General features: G+C 49.0%; 16 protein-coding genes. All 16 read left to right on the plus strand.

The features are described from left to right. Positions 1-2 precede the first annotated feature (2 nt). The 16 genes from rpoD (at position 3) to xerD (ending at position 25,493) form a co-directional block, all read left to right on the plus strand. Positions 3-1,136 (plus strand): RNA polymerase sigma factor RpoD, encoded by a 1,134-nt coding sequence (gene rpoD / locus JUF10_RS04730; protein ID WP_373301290.1) that lies wholly within the window; start codon positions 3-5, stop codon positions 1,134-1,136. A gap of 257 nt (positions 1,137-1,393) precedes the next feature. Further along, positions 1,394-1,633 (plus strand): hypothetical protein, encoded by a 240-nt coding sequence (locus JUF10_RS04735; RefSeq protein WP_203641103.1) that lies wholly within the window; start codon positions 1,394-1,396, stop codon positions 1,631-1,633. A gap of 5 nt (positions 1,634-1,638) precedes the next feature. After that, positions 1,639-3,558 (plus strand): hypothetical protein, encoded by a 1,920-nt coding sequence (locus JUF10_RS04740; protein ID WP_203641104.1) that lies wholly within the window; start codon positions 1,639-1,641, stop codon positions 3,556-3,558. Next, positions 3,542-4,414: a hypothetical protein gene (locus tag JUF10_RS04745; RefSeq protein WP_203641105.1), complete on the plus strand. Its 873-nt coding sequence runs from the start codon at positions 3,542-3,544 to the stop codon at positions 4,412-4,414. Before JUF10_RS04740 ends, JUF10_RS04745 begins: the two co-directional genes overlap by 17 nt. Next, positions 4,398-5,177 carry a DUF6339 family protein gene (locus JUF10_RS04750; protein ID WP_203641106.1) on the plus strand — a complete coding sequence of 260 codons (780 nt, stop codon included), beginning with the start codon at positions 4,398-4,400 and terminating at the stop codon, positions 5,175-5,177. Before JUF10_RS04745 ends, JUF10_RS04750 begins: the two co-directional genes overlap by 17 nt. A gap of 332 nt (positions 5,178-5,509) precedes the next feature. Next, on the plus strand, positions 5,510-6,028 hold the full coding sequence (locus tag JUF10_RS04755) for an RrF2 family transcriptional regulator (protein WP_203641107.1): 519 nt from the start codon (positions 5,510-5,512) through the stop codon (positions 6,026-6,028). Positions 6,029-6,076: 48 nt separating this feature from the next. Next, complete coding sequence (locus JUF10_RS04760) at positions 6,077-9,352, plus strand: MMPL family transporter (RefSeq protein ID WP_236008168.1); 3,276 nt, start codon at positions 6,077-6,079, stop codon at positions 9,350-9,352. An 836-nt stretch (positions 9,353-10,188) separates the two neighbouring features. Next, complete coding sequence (locus JUF10_RS04765; protein WP_203641109.1) at positions 10,189-10,896, plus strand: tRNA (adenine(22)-N(1))-methyltransferase; 708 nt, start codon at positions 10,189-10,191, stop codon at positions 10,894-10,896. Further along, complete coding sequence (locus JUF10_RS04770) at positions 10,883-11,689, plus strand: Nif3-like dinuclear metal center hexameric protein (protein ID WP_203641110.1); 807 nt, start codon at positions 10,883-10,885, stop codon at positions 11,687-11,689. The genes JUF10_RS04765 and JUF10_RS04770 overlap by 14 nt, the downstream gene beginning before the upstream one ends. Before the next feature lie 56 nt (positions 11,690-11,745). Beyond that, positions 11,746-12,987 carry a peptidase T gene (gene pepT / locus JUF10_RS04775; RefSeq protein ID WP_203641111.1) on the plus strand — a complete coding sequence of 414 codons (1,242 nt, stop codon included), beginning with the start codon at positions 11,746-11,748 and terminating at the stop codon, positions 12,985-12,987. Positions 12,988-13,249: 262 nt separating this feature from the next. Further along, positions 13,250-15,856, plus strand: coding sequence for an ATP-dependent chaperone ClpB (clpB, locus tag JUF10_RS04780; protein ID WP_203641112.1), 2,607 nt, complete (start codon positions 13,250-13,252; stop codon positions 15,854-15,856). Positions 15,857-16,450: 594 nt separating this feature from the next. Then, on the plus strand, positions 16,451-19,801 hold the full coding sequence (dnaE, locus tag JUF10_RS04785; protein WP_203641113.1) for a DNA polymerase III subunit alpha: 3,351 nt from the start codon (positions 16,451-16,453) through the stop codon (positions 19,799-19,801). 94 nt (positions 19,802-19,895) lie between these two features. Then, on the plus strand, positions 19,896-20,624 hold the full coding sequence (locus tag JUF10_RS04790) for a transaldolase (RefSeq protein ID WP_203641114.1): 729 nt from the start codon (positions 19,896-19,898) through the stop codon (positions 20,622-20,624). 261 nt (positions 20,625-20,885) lie between these two features. After that, on the plus strand, positions 20,886-22,643 hold the full coding sequence (gene pyk, locus JUF10_RS04795; RefSeq protein ID WP_203641115.1) for a pyruvate kinase: 1,758 nt from the start codon (positions 20,886-20,888) through the stop codon (positions 22,641-22,643). Between the two features lie 1,039 nt (positions 22,644-23,682). Beyond that, positions 23,683-24,585 carry a CvfB family protein gene (locus JUF10_RS04800; RefSeq protein ID WP_203641116.1) on the plus strand — a complete coding sequence of 301 codons (903 nt, stop codon included), beginning with the start codon at positions 23,683-23,685 and terminating at the stop codon, positions 24,583-24,585. Positions 24,586-24,596: 11 nt separating this feature from the next. After that, positions 24,597-25,493 carry a site-specific tyrosine recombinase XerD gene (xerD, locus tag JUF10_RS04805; RefSeq protein ID WP_203641117.1) on the plus strand — a complete coding sequence of 299 codons (897 nt, stop codon included), beginning with the start codon at positions 24,597-24,599 and terminating at the stop codon, positions 25,491-25,493. Positions 25,494-25,521: the final 28 nt, after the last annotated feature.

A 25,521-nucleotide genomic window follows, 5' to 3' on the forward strand; every position in this document is an offset into this window, starting at 1 on the left:
GTATTTTAATGGCAAAAAAGACCACAGAAGATCAACCAATGTTTGACCAAAAAGCATACAACAAAACGGTGCGTGCCTTAATTAAGGATAACAAAAAGGCCGGCAGCATCACCTATGATGACCTGTCTGATAAGGTTGCGACCCCTTACACGTTGGATGCCAAGCAAATGGATAAGTTACTCGAAACGATCTCCGATGCCGGAATCAGCGTGGTTGATGCGAAGGGTGAGCCAGACCCACGGGCCGTTAAAGCCCAAAAGGCCGTTTCGAAGAAGGAATTAAAGGAAGCTTCGACCACAAGTGGTGTGAAGATCAACGACCCTGTCCGGATGTACTTGAAGGAAATTGGGCGGGTCAACCTGTTAACGGCCGATGAAGAAGTTGCCTTGGCCTTACGAATCGAAAAGGGCGAAGAAGCAGCTAAGCAAGAATTAGCGGAAGCCAACTTACGGTTGGTCGTTTCCATCGCTAAGCGTTACGTGGGTCGGGGGATGCAATTCCTGGACCTGATCCAAGAAGGGAACATGGGTCTGATGAAGGCCGTCGAAAAGTTCGACTACCGGAAAGGGTTTAAGTTCTCCACGTACGCCACTTGGTGGATTCGGCAAGCCATTACACGGGCCATTGCTGACCAAGCACGGACGATTCGGATTCCCGTGCACATGGTTGAAACCATTAACAAATTAATCCGGATTCAACGGCAACTCCTCCAAGACTTAGGGCGGGAACCAACGCCTGAAGAAATTGGGGCCGAAATGGACATGCCAACGGAAAAGGTTCGTGAGATCTTGAAGATCGCGCAAGAACCAGTTTCTTTGGAAACGCCAATTGGTGAAGAAGATGACTCTCACTTGGGTGACTTCATTGAAGACCAAGACGCGACGAGTCCTGCTGACCACGCCGCATACGAATTACTGAAGGAACAGTTGGAAAGTGTCTTGGACACCCTGACTGATCGTGAAGAAAACGTCTTGCGGTTACGGTTTGGCCTGGACGATGGCCGGACACGGACTTTGGAAGAAGTCGGCAAGGTCTTCGGTGTGACCCGTGAACGGATTCGTCAAATCGAAGCCAAGGCGCTGCGCAAGTTACGCCACCCATCACGGAGCAAGCAATTAAAAGACTTCTTGGAATAGAAAAATTAGAGAATCCCACTACGACTGAATGGTTGTGGTGGGATTTTTTTGCCAATAAAATTGTTTGATTAAATTCACTGTCAATTTATATTTTAATTTAAAATAGAATTTAGTCTAAATACGTTTAATGTATCTATCTGTTTTACAAACGTTTTAATAATCTTCTTTATAATATTTATATATTGACTACATTTCGACTATATAGTATGATTGCTGAGAACAAAAAAATAATATATAGTCATTGAAAGGTGAGAATAATGAGTGATGAGACTAAAGAAGATAAGTTCAGAAGGTTAGCAGAACGAAGAACTAATGATGCTATCAGTCGAATCCGGTTACTTGGGAATTTGGCCAACAGAAATAATTATGAGTATTCTGATCAGCAGGTCAATGAGATGTTCACTGCTATTGATAAGGAATTAAAACAAGCTAAAAAGAAGTATGATGATGAGTTGGGGAATGAGAATAAATCATTTAGTTTTTCAAAAGGAAGGTGAAAAGGATGAGCAAAGTTGAATGGGATGTTGTACATACTAGGGGGCTGAAGGTAAAGGGAAGCAATAATGCTGGTCAAGATAGATTTATGGATGATGTAATTTCGTCTTTAACTCGTGAGATTACTCAAAACTCTGTTGATGCGCATAATGATGACGTAAGCAATCGAACAAAAGTCGTATACAAGGTTTTTAACTTAAAGACAGTGATGATTCCAGGGGTGGACCAAATTAAAGCAGATATTTTGCCGAAGGCCATTGAATTTTGGAAGAAGAAACAAGATGACGAGACTGTTAAATTTTTAACTTCCTTTGGTAGTGTGCTTGAGAAGGATGAGATACAAGTATTAGGGGTCAGTGATTTTTATACTAAAGGACTTAACACCAACAACTACGAATCTTTAGTTCTAGGAGAATCCTATTCAGTTAAAGACTCCGACGACTCTGCAGGTAGTAAAGGGATTGGCAAGGCTGCGCCTTTTGCAGCCTCAGACCTGAGAATGGTTTTCTATAACTCACTAGCAGTTGATGGGCAAGAACGTTCTGCAGGTGTTATGAACTTTGTATCGTATTTGTTCAATCCAAGTGAGGCAGTTGATGACTATACGCAGGATAGTATTTCTTTCTATGATCCTGAGAAGCGAGTTATTGATAAGCAGATGACTTTTAGTCAGCCTAAGCGTAATCTAGCAGACAAAGAATTTGGAACGGATGTGTTTGTTCTAGGGTTAAGACCATTTGATAACTTGAAGGAGAAAATATTGTTTGCCACCCTCAATAATTTTATGGTATCGATTTATGGTGGCCATTTGGATGTGGATGTCTGTGGTGAGGAAATTTCTAAGGAGACATTGCCCGGTAAGATTGAAGCATTGCATAATTGGGTGAGAAAAAATGGTAATAGAGAAATAGTCAATGAATTTCAAACAATGCATAATTTTTATAGTGTGTTAGTGGATAAGAATACGGTTAAGGTAAATCTTGATGAACGGTTCTTAAAATATAGCTTTATCAATAAAACCACTGATGCTACATTGATGCTCTTAGAACATGAGCCAGCCAACAGAACTATTTTGCAGACACGAAAAGCCGGAATGAAAATTTATGAAAGAAATCGCATTAACGGAAATATTAACTTTTCTGGGGTTTTCCAAGCAACTGGGAAGGGCTTAAATGCCTATTTAAAGAAGTTAGAAAGTGCGGACCACGATAATTGGAGTGCTACTCGCTTACGTGGTTCTGAAGAGAGGGAGGCTGGCAAGTTCTTAATTGATTTGCTTCATTTTTATAAAGAATGTATAAAAAATACTTTTGATAGTGCAGATGGTGATGAAGTAGATGCATTTGGAATCGAGAATTTGTTACCTTTAAACAACGATGGTGAAAATGAAAAACCTGATAAGGGAATTCGAAATATCTTCACTGGCCAAATTATTAGGCACGATTTACCAAAGACAGTACCAGTTTCTGATAACGATTGGGAAGATAAAAAAATAGAAGCAATTTTAAAAGAGTCTGGTGATGAAGAAAAAGACAGTCATAACTCAAATAAAAACAGCAATTCTCGCCCTGTTTCTCGTAGTGGAAGGAAAAAAACAAGCAAAAGGAAAAAACGAACTAGTGTTAGTGACAAAGTGAGAATGAAAGTTATCGAATTGAATTATGTTGAGGGAAAATACAAACTGGTTTTAAAAGCTGATAAAAACATCAAATTGGCAGAGCTTGAGTTGAGATATATTGGAGCAGATGGGAAAAGCTATTCTGTTATGACTAAAGATGCCAAATCAGAGACAAATGAAGTGAATATTGATGACGGAAAAATTATATTGCAAAAGATGAAGAAGGGGCAGATAGTCAAAATTGATTGTCAGGTGGGAAGTAAATTAAGAATGAAGATGGAAGGTGTTGTTAATGAAATTACAGGCTGACTTGTTTCCATATCCAGTTCTGAGCTCGGTTACGGATGATTATATTGGAAGTAGTTTTTCTACTAAATGGCGAGAAAAGAAGGTATCTTCTGACCAGTTGAACTTAGAAGTCGCATTTACCTTGGATGATAGTGGACTGAGAAATCTGATTAAGAATAAGCGAGCTGTCTATGCAGTTCATGTAGAAGGCATAAGTTCAAGCTATCGAAAACTATTTCCGGTAGAAGGTAACAAAGACAAAATAATTATTTCAATCGACCCCAGTGAAGTTGGAGGAGATATTGAAATGAATATGGTGATTATGGCCTGTAAGGAAATCGGTAGCTATCAAAACAAGAATTTTAATCCTGAATTTTACGATTCTGATTATAAAGTGGCCTCATTAGATAAAGGTGATATTTTAGCATTTTGTCCATACGAAAAGCTTACCCTCGGCGTAAGCAATAAGGATAAGCCTAGTGTTGAGTCAATGATGAGAGTATCTGCTACTAAGGGAAAATTTATGGTCGTTGATACAGATGGTGATGTAATTTACATTCGTCTTCCTGAACAAACGCATAAATTATATAAGTTACTTTCAAAGAGTAGTAAAGGCCAAGAGCAATTGCTTATGGTGACTATTGTTCTACCAGCTCTAAGTCACGTGATTAGTGAGGTTCAACGTGGCGAGGACTTTGAGGATAAGGAATGGTATTCTGCGTTACAAGACAAGTTAAAGAAACTGAACTATGGCGAGGAAAGTTTCATGCAGGAGGATGCTATGAAGATAGCACAAGTCTTGCTGGGTTGCCCATTAGATAACGCGTTTGAGATGTTTTACAATGAAAGAGGTGAATTTGATGAAGGAAAGAATTAAATATGTATCAGATACATTTTTGGATCAGTTCAAAGTAGACTTTGAAGAAGAGTATTTAGAGCTTTATAAGCTTGGGAATAAAAAGGAAATCGAACGAATCTTTTCCAATCCACAAAATGTTATTGAAACTGACACATTTTTTGACTTTAAACCATTGATTTCAAACAATACAGCTGATAGTACAGTTACTATTGAAAATATCAAAAGCATTTGGTCGTCTTTAAGCTTCTTAGCACCCGTAGAGGCGGAAAGTGAAAAGCTATGGGTCGCAATGGAGAGCACATATTATTTGGATTATCATTTGAAGCAGCTTGCAGAACTAGGTCCTCAAAGAAAAGATACAAGTATTATGAGTAGGACAATTTTTAATAATGGGCAAAAGCGTTCATTATTCATTAACAACATTTCAATTCTGTGGTGGATTGCATATTATTTAATTGATGATGACAACTCGAATGATAAATTTCATTTGGTGGAATACTTTGTCAATAATTCTTACCGTGGAAATGCAGTGGCGTTTTTCTCAAGTAATTTCGTTGCCAATAAAAAATTAGCATTAGGCGTGGTTGAGGCCATTAAGGAACTGACAGAAGAACATAAAATGATTGAAAATAGATATTCGTACTCAAATGCCAATAAAATTTTAAATCAGGTGGGTGGAGTAAGGATGCTGGACCTACTGACACGTGATGAAGCAAAAGCAATCATTAAAAATAATTTACTTGATACAGAGCATATCCGAGTTTTAAAAAAGGCAATTTAACAGAGCACTACATGACTATGTAGTGGTTAAGACAGAATTGGAAGATTTCAAGTGTGATAGCTTGGGCTCTTCTATTTTTTTGAAGAAATGGAGTAATCTAACAATCAGAAGATTCTGGCACGGGTTAGTTGACACCAATTAAATAACGCAAAGTAATGGGTTATCCCAACGGTTACCGATTCTATATACGGCGTAACCGTTTACATAAGAAAATAGTCGAAGCAGCTTTGATTTATTGGGTTAAAAACCTTGAAATGCTAGGTAAAGGGGATATAATGTATCACGTTTAATAATTAAGCTTTTCAATGCTTTTGGCTTAAAGGAGATGTCGCATGAAAACAAAACCTAGCCTAGAACAGGCGCTGTGTATCGTTGCTTTACTTGGGATTCAAGATCGAAATGTTCCTCTCCATGGCCGCTTAGTTGCGGAACATTTAGGGATCTCCACGAGTTACCTGAAGAAAATCGTCCAGAAATTGGCCGGTGCTGAGATTGTTAAGACTGTTTCCGGTCGTGATGGGGGGATTGTCTTAACGAAGGACCCCAATCAAATTACGTTACTCGATGTCTTCGACGCCATCGAAGGGACCGTGCCGTTCGTCAAGAATACAGGGCTCGTCAAAAAGATCTTCGGCTTTGATCAAAAGCCAAAATTTATGAAGATGTATGATCTTCCTGACTTAAAGGACCAACAACCGATTGCCAACGCGCTGGCCGTCTTCGGCGATGCGGAACAACGCTATCGTCAGGAGTTAGCCACCCTCTCAATCGGTCAGATATCACCACTTTCAGCGGGCCAACCCCTCCAACTGGATTGGACCGCGTGGATCAAGCAACATTCAGCAGAATAGAAAATTAAGTAAACAAATGAACCAAAGGAGGACTTCACCGTGCGTTGGATGAATAAACATTATATTTGGAACGTTTTAGGATGGTTAGTGATTGTCATGCTAGCCGTCCTAACGATTCCTAACATGAGTAAATTGGTGGCTGATAAGGGGCAGATCACCGTGCCTAGCAGTTATCAAAGTACGCGAGCAACCAACATGCAAAAACAGTGGGGTCGTTCGCAACGGGGAACTACCGCGGTCGTCGTCGTTTTTAACAACGGCGATTCAGCGTTGACCGCGAGTCAAAATACACAAATCGATAAAACCATTAATCGAATCAAAAGTCATGAGGACCAATATGAGATTCGATCAATGACGGCGGCCAGCGATAGTTCAACGGCCGCTTCTCAGCTGGTTTCTAAGGACAAGAGCACCCAGCTGTTACAGTTGAACGTGCATAAGAGTTCTAGCCATTCCGTCTCGTCAATTCGCTCGCAAATTACGAAGCTAGCGAAGACCAGTGGCGTGAAGACCTACGTGACCGGGGCCGATGTCTTGAACCAAGACTTCTCGGACGCCACGCAGGCCGGGGTCCAGAAGACCGAAATCATTGCGGCCATCTTTATCTTCCTGGTTCTCTGGTTGGTCTTCCGGTCACCAGTGACGCCGTTATTCTCACTGTTGACCGTCGGGGTTTCTGTCATCACGTCGATTTCTGTGGTGGCCAACCTGGTTGATCGCTTCAACTTCCCATTCTCCAACTTTACCGAAGTCTTCATCGTCATTGTGTTATTTGGGATTGGGACCGACTACAACATTTTGCTCTATAACGAGTTCCGCGAGCGCCTTGCCAGGGGGAAAGACAGGTACACAGCGACTAAGGAAGCCATTAAAATTGGGGGTCGGACGGTCCTTTACTCCGGCTTATCCGTTTTAATCGGGATGAGTGTCCTGGGTTTTGCCAACTTCTCCTTGTACCGTTCCGCCGTTGGTATCGCCGTGGGGGTCGTGGTCTTGCTGGCCGTGCTCCTGACGTTGAACCCATTTTTCATGGCCATCTGTGGACCACACATGTTCTGGCCCATCAAGAAGTTCCAGGGTGAAGGTGACAGTCGCCTCTGGCACGGCATGGCCAAGCACGCCATGATTCGGCCAATCATCACGCTGATTGTGACCGGTATCGTGTTCATTCCGCTGGCGCTTTCGTCACATGGGACCTTGGACTACGATAACTTAGTTGAAATTGGCGATAGTGTGCCGGCTAAGCAAGGGTTCAAGATCGTTCAGAGTCACTTCTCCAAGGGGACTGCTGAACCAACGACCATTTACATTCAAAGCAATCATAAGTTAGACAACGAAAAATCACTGTTGCTGATTGACCGGCTGACCAAGCAGTTACAAGGGTCAACGGGCGTCAAGACGGTGGCGTCTGCGACCCAGCCTGGGGGCAAGGCCATTAAGGCGCTCTACGTCCGCAATCAAATGAGCACGGTAACGAGTGGTTTAGTGAAGGCCCAAAAGGGTGTCGACAAGGTCAATAAGGGCCTGAAGTCGGCCAATAGCCAATTGAGTAAGCAAAACGTTGCTAGTTCCGTGAAGTCCGCAAAGACGCTGGCTTCCGGGGCCCAACAAGTTAGCACGGGGACGAGTCAATTACAATCTGCGATTGCCCAGGTGTCGACCGGGGTCAACTCGTTAAACAGCCAGGTCTCTTCGGCTTCTGGTGGCAAACAGGCCGCTCAATTGGCCGAACTGGAATCCGCGTTGCCACAACTGAACGCCGCTATTCAACAGTTGAACCAGCAAGTTTCCTCTAGCTCCACGAGTACCAGTGGTGTCACAAGTTCATTGACGACCATTGGAACCCAGACCAAGGACATTGCCACGCAGCTACAGACCATCAAGAGCAGCGTTGGTAATTTGCCAAGTGTCAGTGCTAGCACCGTGGCGGCGGCCTTTAGTGCCAAAGGAGTACCGTTGTCTGCTGCGCAAAAGCAGGTTTTAGCGGGCGTGCTGGAACAACAGACAGCTGCCCAGAACCAGCTGAAAGCGTCATTGACCGGTTCACTGACTAAGATCGGTAGCGATGCCAGTGCCATTGGTGCCGCCGATCAAAGTGTGGCCAGTCAATTGCAATCGTTACAAAGTTCAACGGCAACGCTACAAGGTGCCGTTGCGACATTGGCACAGAAGTCAAACGTGGTCTTGCCGGGGGCTACAACGGCGCTACAATCGGCTAGTTCGCAGAGCAGCCAATTGGCCAGCGCCACGAGCCAGTTGTCGAGTGCCATGTTTACCATTAACGGCAAGATGCCAAGTCTGGTCTCTGGCGCGAGTCAAGTCGCTGCCGGTAACCAGACCATGGCTGAAAAATTAGCCGCGATGAGCAAACAACTCACGGCATTACGGAAGGGCCTGACGTCGGCATCGAGTGGCTTAACACAAGTCTCCAGTGGGGTCGGCACCGCCAACTCTTATCTGAAGGGCCTGCAAAAGTCTGCGGCCGTCGAGACCTTCTACATCCCTAGCAAGCAATTGCACGGGAGTACGTTTAAGGAATCCCTCAACACGTACATGTCACCAAGTCGTAAGATCACCAAGCTGACAGTTGTCTTGGATGACGATCCAAGTTCGGCCGCCGCGATGGCCCGGTTACCTAAACTGGAGAAGGTCGTCACGGGCTCACTGAAGGGCACGAGTCTCAGCGGGGCCAAGGTCGCCTTTGGTGGGAACACCTCGCAGACCAATGACATCAACGACATGGCTTCCAGTGACTTTACGCGGACCGTCATTATCATGTTGGCTGGACTCTTTGTCGCCTTAATGGTAGTGACCCGTTCGTTGGTTCAACCGATCGTGATCGAAGGGATCCTGATCGTCGCTTACTCAGGAGCGTTGACCATCGTCCATTGGTTGGTCAAGCCGGTCTTGGGAACGGGCATGCTGACGTGGAACACACCGTTCTTTACGTTTGTCATGCTGATTTCCCTAGGGGTCGACTACTCGATCTTCCTGATGCGCAAGTATCGTGAGTACTTACACGAACCGGGCGCGACGAGTGATAAGATGCTCCGTGCCGCGACCGTGATTGGGACCGTCGTCATCTCTGCCGGGATCATTTTGAGTGGGACATTTGCCGCACTGATTCCGTCCGGGGTCATGACGCTGATCCAGATTGCGTTGGCCGTCATTATCGGGATCATCCTGCTGGTCATCTTGTTACCAATCGTGATGCCAGCCGTCATGAAGATCACGTATCCGTACCCATATTCTAAAATGGGGGATGCACCGGTCAATGACGAGGATGCCGACCGACCACAAACACGACGGAACCAGAAAGACTAACTAGAAGAGATGGGGCTGACCGCACTGCGGCTGCCAGAGATTCCGCCTGCTGTGGGGACGCTTCAGACTGGAAGAACACCAGTCTTCTCGCTCGCTTTTAAGCCACGAAAACCACGTGTCTTAAAAGTCGCCCGTGGTGTAAGCTGTCAAAAAACGCCAGCTAACACCACCTCCACGGCCGGCTACATCTCTGGCCTCCTCCGGCTCTGATTGTTCTTCGTGTAAACGTTGTTTTTCAGAAGCTGGCGGGTGTTATTTAATCAAATTGTCAGTCAATCATCAAAAGTAGGTGTCAGGAACGTTCACATTGGAGTGGACGGATCTGGCACCTATTTGTTTAGAGAAAATTTGTTGCTATCCAATTCCGCTGTGGTAGCTTATACTTGAAGTTGGTGAATGCCGTCAGTACAGAAATTAGCTAAACCAGTCGTTGGGGTCACATAATAGCTTGCCAGATGAACGTCTGGTCTAGCTAGAGGGTAATGGCACAATGTACTAAGTTCAGCTTAAACAGATGCAATCGGTAAAACTGAAAAGACTTGCTGAAACTTCGATGAATTTACTGTTCTAACGTTTGTAATTGAAAATATCAATCGAAGCCGGAGGAGGCCAGGGATGTAGCCAGCCGTGGAAATAGTGGTCGCTGACAGCGACCACTATGGGCGACTTTTGAGACGCGTGATCTTCGCGGCTTAAAAGCGAGCGAGAGGACCGCTTCACAATCCGAAGCGTCCCCACAGCAGGCGGAATCCCTGGCAGCCGCAGTGCGACCAGCTCAAGTAAGCATAATCATTAAACAAAACCTAAAAACCAGTTTCAGAAAGGAAGATTTATTCATGGATGCAGACCATCTTTCACAACGTCTGGCCATTGTTGCCAGTTACGTTCCGCAGGGGGCCCGGTTGGCCGATATTGGGACCGATCACGCCTATTTACCCGTGAATTTAGCGAAGAATGGCGTCATCGTTGGCGGTGTTGCCGGCGAAGTCGTTCCCGGTCCCTTTAAGAATGCCGAACACGAGATCAATCGCGAGGGGTTGAGCGACCAGATTACCGCGCGCTTAGCCAACGGCCTTCAAGCTATCGAGCCCGGTGACCACATTGATACGGTTGCCATTGCCGGGATGGGGGGCGCCCTCATCACCCAGATTTTGACGCAGGACTTTGACCGTTTAGACGGTGTGTCCCGGTTAGTTCTGCAACCCAATGTGGGTGAAATGACCGTGCGGCGGTTTCTCATGACGCACGGCTTTCAGCTGGTGGCGGAACAGATTGTGGCTGAGGATGGGCACACCTACGAAATCCTCGTGGCTGACCGCAAAGCCGACCCCGAGCAGTATGACGAAGAAACGCTGCGTTTTGGCCCGTACCTATTAGCCGAGCACAACGACATCTTCATTGCCAAATGGCAGCGGGAATTGACGCGGACGGGAGAAGTTCTCCAGCAGGTCGAATCGGCCCATGAGGTTCCGGCGGCCAAAGTCACCGAGTTACAGACAAAGATTCAGCAGATCAAGGAGGTCTTGCAACGTGTTGGTGCGTGAGTTAGTTGATCGATTTGAACAGTTTGCCCCGAAAACCTGGGCAGAACCCGGCGATCCAGTCGGGTTGCAGTTGGGTAGTCTGGATGCCGAGGCCCACAAGGTCTTGGTCACGCTAGACGTTCGCCCGGAGGTGGTCGCCGAAGCCATTGAGGTGGGGGCAGACTTTATCTTCGCCCATCACCCGATGATGTTTCACCCGGCGAAGAACCTCGACTTGGCGGTGCCGCAGAATCAAATGTACGCGACCCTTCTGAAGCATGACATCACTGTTTACGGGGCACATACGAATCTGGACAGTGCCCCCGGTGGCATGAATGATTGGTTAGCCGCCGCATTGGGCCTGCATGATGTGACCGGCCTTGTTCCTAGCAACGGCACGACGGCGACCTCGGAGATCACGATGGGTCGCATCGGGACGCTGGCTCAGCCAACGACCGTCAAGGCCTTTGCTGAACAGTGTAAGACTATCTTCAACGTTAAGGGCCTACGCTTGATCAGCCACACCCCAGATGCACCAGTTAGCCGAGTTGCCGTCTTGGGCGGCTCCGGTGGGCCATTTTATCAAACAGCCTTGGCGAAGGGTGCCGACGTTTACGTGACGGGCGACATTTCCTATCATCCCGGCCACGACATGATTGCGGCCGGCCTCAACGTGATCGACCCCGGCCACCACATCGAAAGTATCTGCAAGCCGCACTTAACACAACTCTTTCAGCAATGGGCGCAGGAAAATGATTGGCCGATTACCGTAGTCCCGTCCGCGCTAAACACTGACCCGTTTACTTTTCTTTAATCGCGAAAACGCGTACACTAAATTTGTAAGTTAATTTAATTGAGGAGTGATTCATTTTGGCAAAGTATGAAAATTTGATTCCCCGGTTTTTAAAATACGTAAAGGTCAACACCCGTTCCACCCCGAATTCAACGACCGTTCCCTCTAACGAACGGTTGACGAAGTTCGCTGAGGGCTTGGTCGAGGACTTGAAGGCGATTGGTCTGGACAACGTCCACATCAACGCGCAATCCAGCTACGTTTACGCGACCCTGCCCGCAAACACCACGAAGCAGGTCAAGAAGATCGGGTTTATTTCCCACTTTGACACGGCTGATTTTAACAGCGAAAACATTACCCCTAAGTTCGTCGAAAACTACGACGGCCGTTCCGTCATCAAGCTCGATGAAGCTGGGAAGTACACGTTGGACCCAGCCGTTTTCCCTAATTTGAAAAACTACAAGGGTGACACCTTGATCACCACGGACGGCCGCACGCTATTAGGTGCCGACGACAAGTCCGGGGTCGCTGAAATCATGGCGGCTGCCGAATACCTGTTGGCGCATCCAGAAATCAAGCACGGTGAAATCGAAATTGGCCTGGGCCCCGATGAAGAAATTGGGACTGGTGCCGACCACTTTGACGTCAAAGATTTCGGTGCCGACATTGCCTACACGGTCGATGGCGGTCCACTGGGACAATTGGAATACGAAACCTTTAACGCCGCTGACGCGCAGGTCGAAGTCACTGGGACCAACGTTCACCCGGCCGAAGCTAAAGGGGTCATGGTCAACGCTTCGCAAGTTGCGATGGACTTTCATGCCGCATTGCCGGAACATGATCGGCCAGAAAACACCGAAGGACGGGAAGGCTTCTTCCACCTGTACAGCATGACTGGCACGGTCGACTCGGCCCACCTGAGCTACATCATCCGTGACCACGATCGTCAGGTCTTCGAAGACCGCAAGAAGTTGTTCCAAGGGGTTGCTGACCAACTAAACAAGCAATACGGGTCAGAACGGGTCCAGGTCACCATCAAGGACCAGTATTACAACATGCGTGAAGTCATCGAGAAGGACATGACGGTCGTTGACTTGGCTAAGCAGGCCTTGGAAGAACTCGACATCAAGCCACTGATCTTCCCTGTTCGTGGGGGGACTGATGGGTCCAAGATCTCCTTTATGGGCTTACCAACGCCAAACTTATTTGCCGGTGGGGAAAACATGCACGGTCGCTTCGAGTACGTTTCCGAACAGACCATGGAAAAGGCAACCGATGTTGTGATCAAGATTGCCCAACTCGCCGAACAACAGGCATAAATTAATTGGTCAAAATAGGTCAAATTATTTTGACTTTGGTCTAAAATCAGTTAGAATATGAGTGAAAAATGGAGGTTGACCTAAGGGTTGCCTCTTTTTTTGAAGCGTGTGAGTAAAGGCGGTTATTAGGTTCAAACGAAACCTGCTGCCTGTGGTCATCCGTTATCATCAGCTAAGTGCGAAGACAACTTGCGGCAAAAAGACGCTAAGTTACTCGCTAACAATGAGACCTAACAACCAATTAATTTAAGGGGGACACAACATGAATCCAGAAAAAATGACGCAGGCGCTGACCGACGCCCTGACTGAAGCGCAACACATTGCGATGACCAGAAAGCACCAGGCCGTCACGGTCGCCCATCTCTTCAAGTTCTTAATTCAACCCGGCGAACTGGGCAGAGAGATTTTGGCCGATGCCGGGGCGAATATCGCCAACCTCGACAGCGAACTCGACCGGGAATTGGATGCCATCAGCACCGTTTCCGGTAGTGGCATTCAGTATGGTCAGGAATTTTCTCGTAACCTGACGGAATTGCTGCAAAAAGCGGATGCCGTCAAGGATGGCTATCACGACGAATTTATGGCCGTCGACACGGTCCTGATCGCCGTCATGCAGCTTACCGGGGAAAACCTGACCGATTACTTGAAGAGTCAGGGGATGACGGAACAACTGGTTCGTAATGCCGTTGATAAGGTGCGGGGCGGCGAACGGGTCACCTCGAAGAACCAAGAGGACCAATACAAGGCCTTGGAAAAATACGGGATCGACCTCGTCAAGGCCATGCGCAGTGGGAAGATCGACCCCATCATTGGTCGAGACGATGAAATTCTGTCGGTGATTCGAATCCTGTCGCGAAAGACCAAGAACAATCCGGTCTTGATCGGGGAAGCCGGTGTCGGGAAGACCGCCATCGTCGAAGGACTGGCCCAACGAATCGTGCGCGGGGATGTGCCGGATAACCTGAAAGATAAGACCATTTTCTCACTGGACATGGGGTCCCTGATCGCCGGTGCCAAGTACCGGGGGGAATTTGAGGAACGGTTGAAGGCTGTTCTGAAGGAAGTTACCAAGAGCGATGGGCAGATCATCATGTTTATCGATGAAATTCACAACATTGTCGGGGCGGGTAAGGCGGAAGGCAGTATGGATGCCGGTAACCTGCTCAAACCAATGTTAGCCCGAGGCGAGCTCCACTTGATCGGAGCCACCACGCTGGACGAATACCGGGAGTACCTGGAAAAGGACAAGGCCTTGGCCCGGCGGTTCCAACGGGTACTGGTCAACGAACCCAGCATCGACGATACCGTCACCATCTTGCGGGGCTTGCGCGAACGCTTTGAAATTCATCATGGCGTCAAGATCCACGATAACGCGTTGATTGCGGCGGCCAAACTGTCCGATCGGTATTTGACCGACCGTTTCTTACCCGACAAGGCCATTGACCTCGTCGACGAAGCCTCGGCGTCCATCCGAGTTGAGATGAACTCGGCACCGACCGAATTGGATCAGGCCCGGCGGCAAATGATGCGGATGCAGGTCGAACAAACGGCCCTCAAACAAGAGACCGATGAAGCCTCGCAGAAACGGCTAACGGAATTGAATAAGGAGCTCGCCGACATCAAGGAAAAGGTCGACAAGTTGAGCGCCCAGTGGAATCAAGAAAAGACGGCCATCAAGAGTGTTGGGGACAAGAAGACCGAACTCGACAAGGCGAAGCGCGATTTGGAAAATGCCGAATCCGCCTATGACCTGAACAAGGCGGCCGAACTCCAACACGGGACGATCCCACGTTTACAACAAGAATTAGCCGAATTAGAAAAGCAGGACCAGAACCAAAACTGGCTGGTCTCCGAGTCCGTCACTGAAAACGAAATTGCGGCGGTCGTCAGTCGGATGACCGGCATCCCCGTGACCAAGTTGGTTCAGGGCGAACGTGAGAAACTGTTGAAGCTCGCTGACCGGTTACATGACCGCGTCGTGGGCCAAGACCAAGCCGTTTCAGCCGTGGCCGATGCCGTGTTGCGGTCGCGGGCAGGCCTTCAGGACCCGACTAAACCCTTAGGCTCATTTCTCTTCTTAGGACCAACTGGGGTCGGGAAGACGGAATTGGCGAAGGCATTGGCCGAGAACCTCTTTGATAGCGAAGATCACATGGTGCGAATCGACATGTCCGAGTACATGGAAAAGGAATCCGTGTCCCGGTTAGTCGGGGCGGCACCGGGGTACGTCGGCTACGAGGAAGGGGGCCAATTGACCGAGGCCGTGCGGCGCAATCCGTACACCATCGTTTTATTTGATGAAGTTGAAAAGGCCCATCCAGATGTCTTTAACCTGTTGCTACAGGTCTTGGATGACGGGCGGTTAACGGATAGTCAAGGGCGGACGGTTGACTTCAAGAACACCATTTTGATCATGACGTCAAACTTGGGGTCGGACCTCCTGTTACAGGGAACGGACGACCAGGGACATATCAGTCCGGACGCGCAGAAACAAGTGGCGCAGTTGTTGCAGACCCATTTCCGGCCAGAATTCTTGAACCGGATCGACGAAACAATCATGTTCACGCCGCTTTCCTTGGCGGACGTTCAACAGATTGTGGTCAAACTGGTGGCCCATTTGGCGGTCCGGCTGCACGAACAGCAGTTAGACTTGACGATTACGCCAGCGGCTCAGGCCTGGATCGCAAAGTCGGGCTACTTACCAGCCTATGGCGCGCGGCCACTGCAACGGTTCATCACGACTCACGTGGAAACGCCGCTGGCTAAGCAATTGATTGCGGGTAAGATCCCGGCTAACAGTCTGATTACGATCGACGTGGTCGATGACCAATTGCAATTTACGTCTACCCCAATGGCAGTAAAAAACTAAAGTAAGTGACATAAGGAGGCTTCCGGTTGTGATGACTGGGGGCTTTCTTTTTGGGTTGGAATTGAAGTTCGTGCATGCTGGGTTGTGTTTACTTTAATAGCGACCCTAAGTTTGAGAGAACCAAAAATCTTTTCCATTTGAAGTGGGATGCTTGGCTGACTGTTTGGGGACTAAGTGGTCTGAATATATTAGTTGCGTAGCCGAATGCAGACTCTAAATAGTATGCTGAAAAAATGTTATAAGCATAATTTGAAAGTTAGACCTAATTCACAGCGAAACAAGTGTTATGAGAGAAAACAATCTAAGCCGGAGGAGGTCAGGGATGCAGCCAGCCGTGGAAATAGTGGTCGCTCACAGCAATCACTATGGGCGACTTTGAAGACGCGTGTTCTCCGTGGCTTCAAAGCGAGCGAGAAGCCGCGGTTCTTGGCTGAAGCGTCCCCACAGCAGGTGGAATCCCTGGCAGCCGCAGTGCGGAAATTAATATCAAACTGAGCATTTCAGTATCCTAGAACATTTGTTCGTATCCCGAGTTTTAAGGCCGGTTTTCTGGTATAATAATGTCAAACTAACTGAGAGAAAGGAGCGCTGACCATGTTTGTCCCGTTACAGGTCACGAGTACGTACAGCTTGCTACAGAGTAATAGTCGTATCGATGACCTCGTGCAAACGGCCAAGGACCGGGGCTACCAAGCTCTCGCCCTCACGGATAAGAATGTGATGTATGGGATCGTGGCGTTTTACAATGCCTGCCAAAAGGCTGGTATCAAGCCGCTGTTAGGCCTGACACTATCCACGCAAGGCCTGATCGATGCGACCCAGGAGCAAGACTGGCTCTTCATCGCCAGTGATTTCACGGGCTATCAGCAGCTCATGCAGCTGTCGACGGCCTACCAGGTGGCCGCAGCGCCCGTCGATTTGCAGGAACAGGCCCAGCATCTGAGTCACTTGAAGGTGATCGCCCCGTTAAATAGTGAGGTGCACCAAGCACTCGCCGCTGGGGATGTTACGACAGCTGACCGGGTGTTGACCCAAGTACGGGAATTGCTCGCTACTGACAGTCTGTTTATGGGGACCAGTCCAGAGCTCACCGGCGAAGCCCAACAGCAGATTCAGGCCGTGGCGGATCAGGCCCAGGCAACGGTGGTGGCTTTGGCGCCGGTCGACTATCTCAACCGCGAGGATCATTTTGCGGTGACGGTCTTACGCGCAATTGGCGCTGGTGCCACCCTAACGGATACGGACGCCGCCCAACAAACGCTGGGGACCCACTGGCTACGTCCCGCGGCCGAGCAAGCAGAGCTGTTCAACGCGGCGGGCTTATCGGCAGCGGTAACGGCTGGGGAACAACTTGCGGCTGATACGGCGGTTACCCTGAAATTTCAGCAACCCCAATTGCCTCAATTTCCAACGCCTGACCAGCAGGACTCACAGAGTTACTTGAAGGAGCTGTGTCAACGTGGGCTACAAGCACGTTTACGACAGAATCAGGTGACGGACAGTACCCCTTATCAGCAACGCCTAGAACGTGAATTAGGGGTCATTCACCGGATGGGATTTGACGACTACTTCCTGATCGTTTGGGACGTCATGAACTATGCCCACCGTGCCCACGTTCAGACGGGCCCTGGTCGGGGGTCAGTCGCGGGGTCGCTGGTCGCCTATGTGTTGGCGATTACGGAAGTGGACCCGCTAGCTTATAATCTATTATTTGAACGGTTCTTAAATGAAGAACGGGCCCAGATGCCCGATATCGACTTGGACATTCCGGATGATAAACGCGAGCAGGTCTTACAGTACGTGCACGATAAGTACGGGCATTCCCGGGTTGCCCAGATCATTACGTTTGGGACGCTGGCAGCCAAGGCGGCCTTGCGTGATGTCGGTCGAGTACTGGGGATGGCCCCTTATGAAATGAGCGAGTGGAGTGCGGCAATTCCAAGCCAGCTACACATCACCCTGCAAGCGGCCTATGACCAATCGCAGAAATTGAGAAATCTGGTAGCCGATAGTGACCAAAATAAATTATTATTTGATACAGCGAAACGTTTGGAAGGCCTGCCACGGAACTACTCCACCCATGCGGCTGGTATTGTGTTGAGTCAGGGTTCTTTGCTCGATCTGGTGCCCTTGCAACCGGGCGGCACGGACCTCCTGATGACCCAGTACCCCAAGGATACCGTCGAGGCGGTCGGCCTGTTGAAGATGGACTTTCTGGGACTGCGGAACCTGAGTATCCTGGCTAATGCCTTGACGCTGGTGAAAAAGCAGACGGGGCAAGCGCTCGACCTGAATCAAATTGACCTCAACGATGCGGCAACCCTGAAGCTATTTGCCCAGGGCGAGACGAACGGGGTCTTTCAGTTCGAATCTTCCGGGATCAAACGGGTCTTGCGACAGCTAAAACCAGACAGCTTCGAGTTAGTCGCTGCCGTCAACGCGCTGTATCGGCCAGGTCCCATGGAAAATATCGATACGTTCATTCGGCGCAAGGATGGTCAGGAGCAGGTCGACTACGCGGCACCAGCCTTAAAACCAATTTTGGGGCCGACGTATGGCGTGTTGGTCTACCAGGAGCAGGTCATGCAAGTGGCCTCCGTCATGGGGGGCTTCACGCTGGGACAAGCCGACCTGCTACGGCGGGCCATGAGTAAGAAAAAGAAGCAGACCATGGATGCCATGCAAAAGCAGTTCGTGAGTGGGGCTCAGAAGCTCGGGTACGCGCCAACGGTGGCCGAGCAGGTCTTTGCCTACATGGACCGGTTCGCTAACTACGGCTTCAACCGCTCACATGCGGTCGCCTATAGTAAGCTGGCGTTCCAACTAGCTTATTTGAAGGCCCATTACCCTGGTCCGTTTTACGCGGCGTTGCTCAACTCGGTGATCAACGTGCCGGTCAAGACCAAGATGTATTTGACGGAGGCTAAACGCCACGGGGTGAACATCTTACCCCCAGACATTAATCAGTCGAGCGCCTACTTCAATCTACGCGACAACGCGGTCATCTTTGGCCTGAGTTCCATCAAAGGGGTCCGGCGAGACTTTCTCAGAGAGCTTCTGGCCGATCGCCATGCCAACGGGCCGTTTCGTGACCTGCATCAGTTTTTGCAGCGAATCGATGCCAAGTACCGCAAGGCCGACCTCTTAAATGCGCTGGTCTATGCCGGGGCGTTTGACCACTTTGGCTATAACCGGGCAGAATTGATCGCGGCACTGCCGGAATTTTTGAGCACGGTTGAATTGTCCGGGGACAACGTCGAGCTCTTCGCGGCGTTAGCCCCCAAGGTCACGCCCAAGCCGGATCTGGACTTGATGACGAAATTGACTCAAGAAGAAGCCGTGTTGGGCGCCTATCTGTCGGGCCATCCGGTCGAACAGTATCGGCCGCTTGCCAAGAAGATCCACGCGCAACCGGTGAGCGACCTCACCGTTGACGCGCGGGTCAGTGTCATCGTCTACGTGACCAAGATTCGCACGATTCGCACGAAACGCGGCGAACCGATGGCGTTTGTGACCGGGAGCGATGAAACGGCGGAAATCAGTCTCACGATTTTTCCCAATCTGTATCGCCAAGCCAGTACGTGGCTGGTGACGGATCAGGTCATCGTGGTCCAGGGCAAGGTCGAACAACAGCGAGGCTTGCAGATCGTGGTCGACCGCGTGACGCCGGCAACCCAGCTACAGCCCAGCGCACCACAAGCCTTGCCCGATGGTGCCCGCTGGTTCGTGCGGGTCGATTCGACGCACGATGAGCGCACGATTGCCGCCAAATTAGGCCAATTTCTGATGGCTCACAGTGGTCCGGTACCGGTCATCGTGTATCAACCCCAGACTGATCAGAAGCGGGTCCTACCGAAGTCCCAATGGCTACGGGGGGATGCCCAGCTACAACCGGAGTTGGAAGCACTGATGGGTAGTGGCAATATTGTTTTTCGAAATGGATAGACCAATTTGTCTAAAAATACTTCTAGACTATTTATACTGGCGTTGGTATGATTATACCAATGATTCAATATAACGACTTTGGAGGTATTTTTTAATGCAATTAACTGTGAAGATTTATTCCGATGGGGCGGAACTGTCCGCCATGAAAGATGTTGCTGCTAAGGGTTTGGTCGAAGGGTTCACCACCAACCCGAGTTTGATGAAGGCGGCCGGAATCACCGACTACTTGGCCTTTGCTAAGGAAGCCGTGGCCACGTTCCCGGACCGGTCAATCAGTTTTGAGGTCTTTGGCAATACGCCTGCCCGGATGTTGGCCGAAGCCAAGGTGTTAGCGGCCTTAGGGCCTAACGTAGCCGTTAAGGTGCCCGTGATTCGGGCTAATGGCGAAGACAATGCCGAGGTGATTCACCAACTGTCAACGGCGGGGGTCAAGGTCAACGTCACGGCCATCACGACGTTGACGCAAGTCAAGCTTGCCGTGGATGCTTTGAATCCCGAGGTGGGCGGCATCGTGTCCGTCTTTGCCGGTCGCATTGCAGATACCGGGGTCAACCCGTTACCCGTGATGACGCAGGCGGCGACCCTGTGTCACACCAAACCTAACGTGGAACTGCTCTGGGCAAGTACCCGGGAGGTCTTCAACATCGTTCAGGCCGACCAGACCGGTTGTGATATTATTACCGTGCCTCCCAAGATTTTAGGCAAATTGAGCAAATTCGACACACCCGCTCTTCAAGTTTCGGTGGACACGGTCAAGACGTTTGATCATGATATTGCCGAACTCGGATTTACAATTCCGGTCGATTCGGTTGTGACCAAGTAGAATATTTTTATCTGAAACATAACCTGCTAGTTATTGAACCAGCAGGTTTTAACTTTCCTGGGGCCCCGGCAGGCCTTGGAAAACGCTTACTTTGACAATTTATCCACAAAGTAGCGAAAAAGAGGGAAACATAGCAGACATAAATTTTTAAAAGTGATAGAATAATTTTGGAATCAAATTTGCGCCGAAACTTTTCGCTTGTCGATTTTTAGTTAAATTGATGAACAGTTTCGTGCCAATTCTAAAGGAGAGATTTTTCTAATGAAGAAAACCAAGATCGTAAGTACCCTTGGTCCTGCAAGTACTGACGTTGATACGATTGTTAAATTGATCGAATCTGGCGCCAACATCTTCCGGTTCAACTTTTCACATGGTGACCATGAAGAACACTTAGGCCGGTTGGAGAATGTCCACAAGGCTGAAAAGATTACTGGTAAGACCGTTGGTATCATGTTAGATACTAAGGGTGCCGAAATTCGGACCACTGTTGAACAGGGCGGTAAGCTCAACTTCAAGACTGGTGACGTTTTCCGGATTTCCATGGACGACTCACTCGAAGGAACCAAGGAAAAGATTGCTGTTACTTACCCTGGCTTGTTTGATGACGTTCACGAAGGCGGCCACGTCTTATTCGATGATGGTTTGTTAGATACTGTCGTTGAAAAGAAGGATGACGCAACTAAGGAATTAGTTGTTACTGTTCAAAACGACGGTGTATTGGGTTCTCGTAAGGGTGTTAACGCACCTGGTGTTTCCATCAACTTACCTGGGATCACTGAAAAAGACTCCGATGACATTCGCTTTGGTTTGGACCACGAAATCAACTTCATCGCTGCTTCATTCGTTCGGAAGCCACAAGATGTCATGGACATCCGTGAACTCCTCGAAGAAAAGCACATGGAACATGTCCAAATCTTCCCTAAGATCGAATCCCAAGAAGGTATCAACAACTTTGATGACATCATCAAGGTTTCCGATGGTTTAATGGTTGCTCGTGGTGACATGGGTGTCGAAATTCCAACGGAAAACGTACCTTTGGTACAAAAGGCTTTGATCAAGAAGTGTAACTTCTTAGGCAAGCCAGTTATCACGGCTACCCAAATGTTAGACTCCATGCAAGAAAACCCACGTCCTACCCGTGCCGAAGCATCTGACGTTGCTAACGCTGTCTTTGACGGTACTGACGCAACCATGCTTTCTGGTGAAAGTGCTAACGGTGAATACCCAGTAGAATCCGTTGCTACTATGAACCGGATCGACATCAAGGCTGAAAATGCTTTGAAGGACTTTGGTCGTGACAACTTGAACTTCGATAACGGTGACGTTACTGAATCTATCGGTGCTTCCGTTGCTCGTGTTGCTAACGAATTGGGCGTTAAGACCATCGTTGCCGCAACTGAAAGTGGCTACACCGCTAAGATGATTTCTAAGTACCGGCCAAATGCTGATATCTTAGCCGTTACCTTTGACGACCGGACCCGTCGTGGTTTGATGGTCAACTGGGGTGTTTACCCAATCGTTACCGAAAAGCCTTCAAACACTGATGAAATGTTTGATTTAGCAGCTGCTAAGGCTGTTGAAACTGGTTTAGCCAAGGAAGGCGATCTGATCTTGATCACCGCTGGTGTGCCAGTTGGCGAACGTGGGACGACTAACTTGATGAAGATCCAGTTAATCGGTTCAAAGTTAGTTCAAGGCCAAGGCGTCGGTGACGACACCGTTATCGGTAAGGCAATCATTGCCAACACCGCTGCCGAAGCTAACGCTAAAGTCGTTGAAGGTGGTATCTTGATTGCCAAGAACACCGACAAAGACTACTTGCCAGCTATCGAAAAGTCTAGCGCCGTTATCGTTGAAAACGGTGGGTTGACTTCTCATGCTGCTGTTGTTGGGATTTCCATGGGGATTCCTGTTATCGTTGGTGCCGTTGGCGCTAGCGACAAGATCTCCGATGGCGAATTGATCACTGTTGACTCACGTCGCGGTATCGTTTACCACGGTGCTTCCAACGCGCTTTAATAAGAGATAAACCTGTTATGAAAAACGGACCCTCTGTCGGGGGTCCGTTTTTTGCTGTGCATAAATAAGTGATGAATTCGGATGAACCTGTCCGCACTGCGGCTGCCAGGGATTCCGCCTGCTGTGGGGACGCTTCAGCCAAAGGGCGGGCTTCTCGCTCGCTTTTAAGCCACGCATAAATCACGCGTCTTAAAAGTCGCCCGTGCTGTAAGCTAGCTGAAAGGGCGCCAGCTAACAGCACCACCACGGCTGGCTCCACCCCTGGCCTCCTTCGGCTATGGTTGATTTTTTCCGCGGCAGAGTTTGGCCCGTCAAAATAGTTTGATTTTCTAATGTATTTTTTGAGCATACTAAATGGTGTGTCAGGTAAGCGCTCAGATTATAGAATGGTCATGGTAAATTTGAATTGCAATCACGATATAGTCCTATGTTGTATTAATGGCCGGTTAACCTAAAAGGTACTGGACTGATTAACACGAGTTATTCTAAACGGGTTCTTAATTAGAGATGATGAGTGGCCAAAAAATAGTATTTTATAATCTACCCGACGGAGAAATTATAATTTTTCTGCGGTTAGCAATCAGAGTAAGTCGTAAACTGGCATGCAACAGCGTATGCTATGAGCGGACAAACATACTGAATTACCGCTAAGGCTATTACGGATACACACCTTGAAGTTCAGAACAATTTGGAGATTAACATTTACTGTTGTAGAGTACAATGTGAGCTGGAGGAGGCCAGGGGTGTAGCCAGCCGTGGAAATCGTGATAGCTGTAGGCTACCACGATGGGCGACTTTTAAGACGGGTGATCTTCGCGGCTTAAAAGCGAGCGAGAAGCCTGATGGTCTTTCAGGCTGAAGCGTCCCCACAGCAGGCGGAACCCCTGGCAGCCGGAGCGCGGACAATTCCCACCACCTGAATTTTATGACTTGAACAATTTTGTCGGATTTAAGCTCGCTAGTTGGACCGTTTCCGTGTAAAATATAAACTAGACACTTTTGGACGGTAAACTGGGAAACCAGTAGAATCGAGGAGATTATGGAAGAACTATTAGGCCGCATCATCGCGGGAAAAGTTACCGATGAAAATGAACAAGATTACTTCGTACAAGTTGACGGGACGACCTTCCGTCTCGACAAGGCTGAAATCGAAAAACCATTGAAATTGGGCTCTGTATTTAAAGGATTTGCTTACGAAAATGAGGGCCACGACTTACAGATCACCCGGAACGCGCCCCAGGTACAGGTCGACCACTATGGTTTCGGGACCGTTGTTCGTACGCAACGGACGCTGGGAGTCTTTGTCAACATTGGCCTCCCCAACAAGGACGTCGTCGTGTCATTGGACGACCTGCCAGATATGATGGAGCTTTGGCCCCAACAAGGCGACCGGCTGTTGATCGCTCTGCGTGAAGATGCCAAGCAACGGCTGTGGGGAGTCTTGGCCGATGGTGAAGTCTACCAGGCAATCGCCCAACCGGCCAAGAAGCACATGCAAAATGCCAACGTCATTGCGACGGCTTACCAATTGAAATTAGTTGGGACGCGGGTCATGACCGACCACTACGAATTGGGCTTCATTCACCCGTCCGAACGGGAAACGGAACCTCGTTTAGGCGAAGAACTCCATGCCCGGGTCATCGGTGTTCGTGAAGACGGCACGCTGAATCTGTCCTTGCGTCCCCGGACCTACGAGGCCATCGACGATGATGCCGCCATGCTCTATGCGGCGTTACAACATTCCGAAGACGGTCACTTAGACTTTAGTGACAAGTCCGACCCCGCCGACATTAAGGCCTACTTTGGCATCAGCAAGGGCCAATTCAAACGAGCTATCGGTCATTTGCTAAAGGACCGTCAGATTACGCAACATGACGGCCAAATCTGGCTAGTCAGTGCCGAAGCTCAACCCGAGGCCGACACCACGCCGACCGAAGACTAGGAGGCCTGACCATGACCGTTTTAGAGAATCAGACTGCGGACTTTGCCCACTACCTGACCGTGGAGCAGGGATTAGCCGTTAATTCGGTCACGAGTTATACCCAAGAACTACACAATTTCAGCCAGTACCTGACGGCTAAAGGGGTCGCGGACTTCAAACAGGTGGACCGGCTGCAACTCATGGCTTACCTGAGTGCGCTGACCGCGGCGGGAAAGTCACGCAATTCGGTGATCCATGCCGTTTCCGCACTACGGAAATTTTATCGTTATCTGGTGCAGACTCATCAGCTAACGGTCAATCCCATGGCAAATATTGCCGCGCCCAAGCATGCGGAACATCTGCCGGCCGTGTTGACGGTAGCAGAAGTGGACCGTTTGCTGGCGACACCGGATACGACCAATAAGTATGGTCTCAGGGACCGTGCCATTCTAGAAGTGATGTATGCCACTGGCTTACGGGTCAGCGAGCTGGTCCACCTCAAGCTGGCGGACCTGCACTTAGAGATGGGGCTGATCCAGACACTGGGTAAGGGCGACAAGGAACGGATCATTCCCATTGGGGACGTTGCCACCGACTGGATCAACCAGTATCTCCAGACGAGTCGCCCGGTCTTACTGAAGCAACGGACCAGCCCGTACCTGTTTTTGAACGGCCACGGCGGTGGGCTGAGCCGCCAAGCAATTTGGCAAAAGATCAAGAAGTACGTGGCGTTGACCGGGATTCAAAAGGACGTGACGCCCCACACCCTGCGGCATTCGTTTGCGACTCACATTTTAGAAAATGGGGCCGACTTGCGGGTGGTCCAGGAGTTGCTGGGTCACGCGGACATTACCACGACGCAGATCTACACCCACATTTCAAAGAAACGCTTAAAAAATGTTTATGATCAATACCATCCTCGGGCCTAAATGGGTCAGGAGACGGTAAACGGAGGCA

This window comes from Levilactobacillus andaensis, from assembly GCF_016861695.1.
Classification (GTDB): domain Bacteria; phylum Bacillota; class Bacilli; order Lactobacillales; family Lactobacillaceae; genus Levilactobacillus; species Levilactobacillus andaensis.

Excerpts from the sequence above, each read along its gene's own strand:
- JUF10_RS04745 (WP_203641105.1), top strand. The coding sequence starts at position 3,542 with ATGAAATTACAGGCTGACTTGTTTCCATATCCAGTTCTGAGCTCGGTT.
- JUF10_RS04750 (WP_203641106.1), top strand. The coding sequence starts at position 4,398 with ATGAAGGAAAGAATTAAATATGTATCAGATACATTTTTGGATCAGTTC.
- dnaE (WP_203641113.1), top strand. The coding sequence starts at position 16,451 with ATGTTTGTCCCGTTACAGGTCACGAGTACGTACAGCTTGCTACAGAGT.
- JUF10_RS04790 (WP_203641114.1), top strand. The coding sequence starts at position 19,896 with ATGCAATTAACTGTGAAGATTTATTCCGATGGGGCGGAACTGTCCGCC.
- JUF10_RS04735 (WP_203641103.1), top strand. The coding sequence starts at position 1,394 with ATGAGTGATGAGACTAAAGAAGATAAGTTCAGAAGGTTAGCAGAACGA.
- clpB (WP_203641112.1), top strand. The coding sequence starts at position 13,250 with ATGAATCCAGAAAAAATGACGCAGGCGCTGACCGACGCCCTGACTGAA.
- JUF10_RS04740 (WP_203641104.1), top strand. The coding sequence starts at position 1,639 with ATGAGCAAAGTTGAATGGGATGTTGTACATACTAGGGGGCTGAAGGTA.
- JUF10_RS04755 (WP_203641107.1), top strand. The coding sequence starts at position 5,510 with ATGAAAACAAAACCTAGCCTAGAACAGGCGCTGTGTATCGTTGCTTTA.
- JUF10_RS04800 (WP_203641116.1), top strand. The coding sequence starts at position 23,683 with ATGGAAGAACTATTAGGCCGCATCATCGCGGGAAAAGTTACCGATGAA.
- JUF10_RS04760 (WP_236008168.1), top strand. The coding sequence starts at position 6,077 with ATGAATAAACATTATATTTGGAACGTTTTAGGATGGTTAGTGATTGTC.
- JUF10_RS04765 (WP_203641109.1), top strand. The coding sequence starts at position 10,189 with ATGGATGCAGACCATCTTTCACAACGTCTGGCCATTGTTGCCAGTTAC.
- xerD (WP_203641117.1), top strand. The coding sequence starts at position 24,597 with ATGACCGTTTTAGAGAATCAGACTGCGGACTTTGCCCACTACCTGACC.
- pyk (WP_203641115.1), top strand. The coding sequence starts at position 20,886 with ATGAAGAAAACCAAGATCGTAAGTACCCTTGGTCCTGCAAGTACTGAC.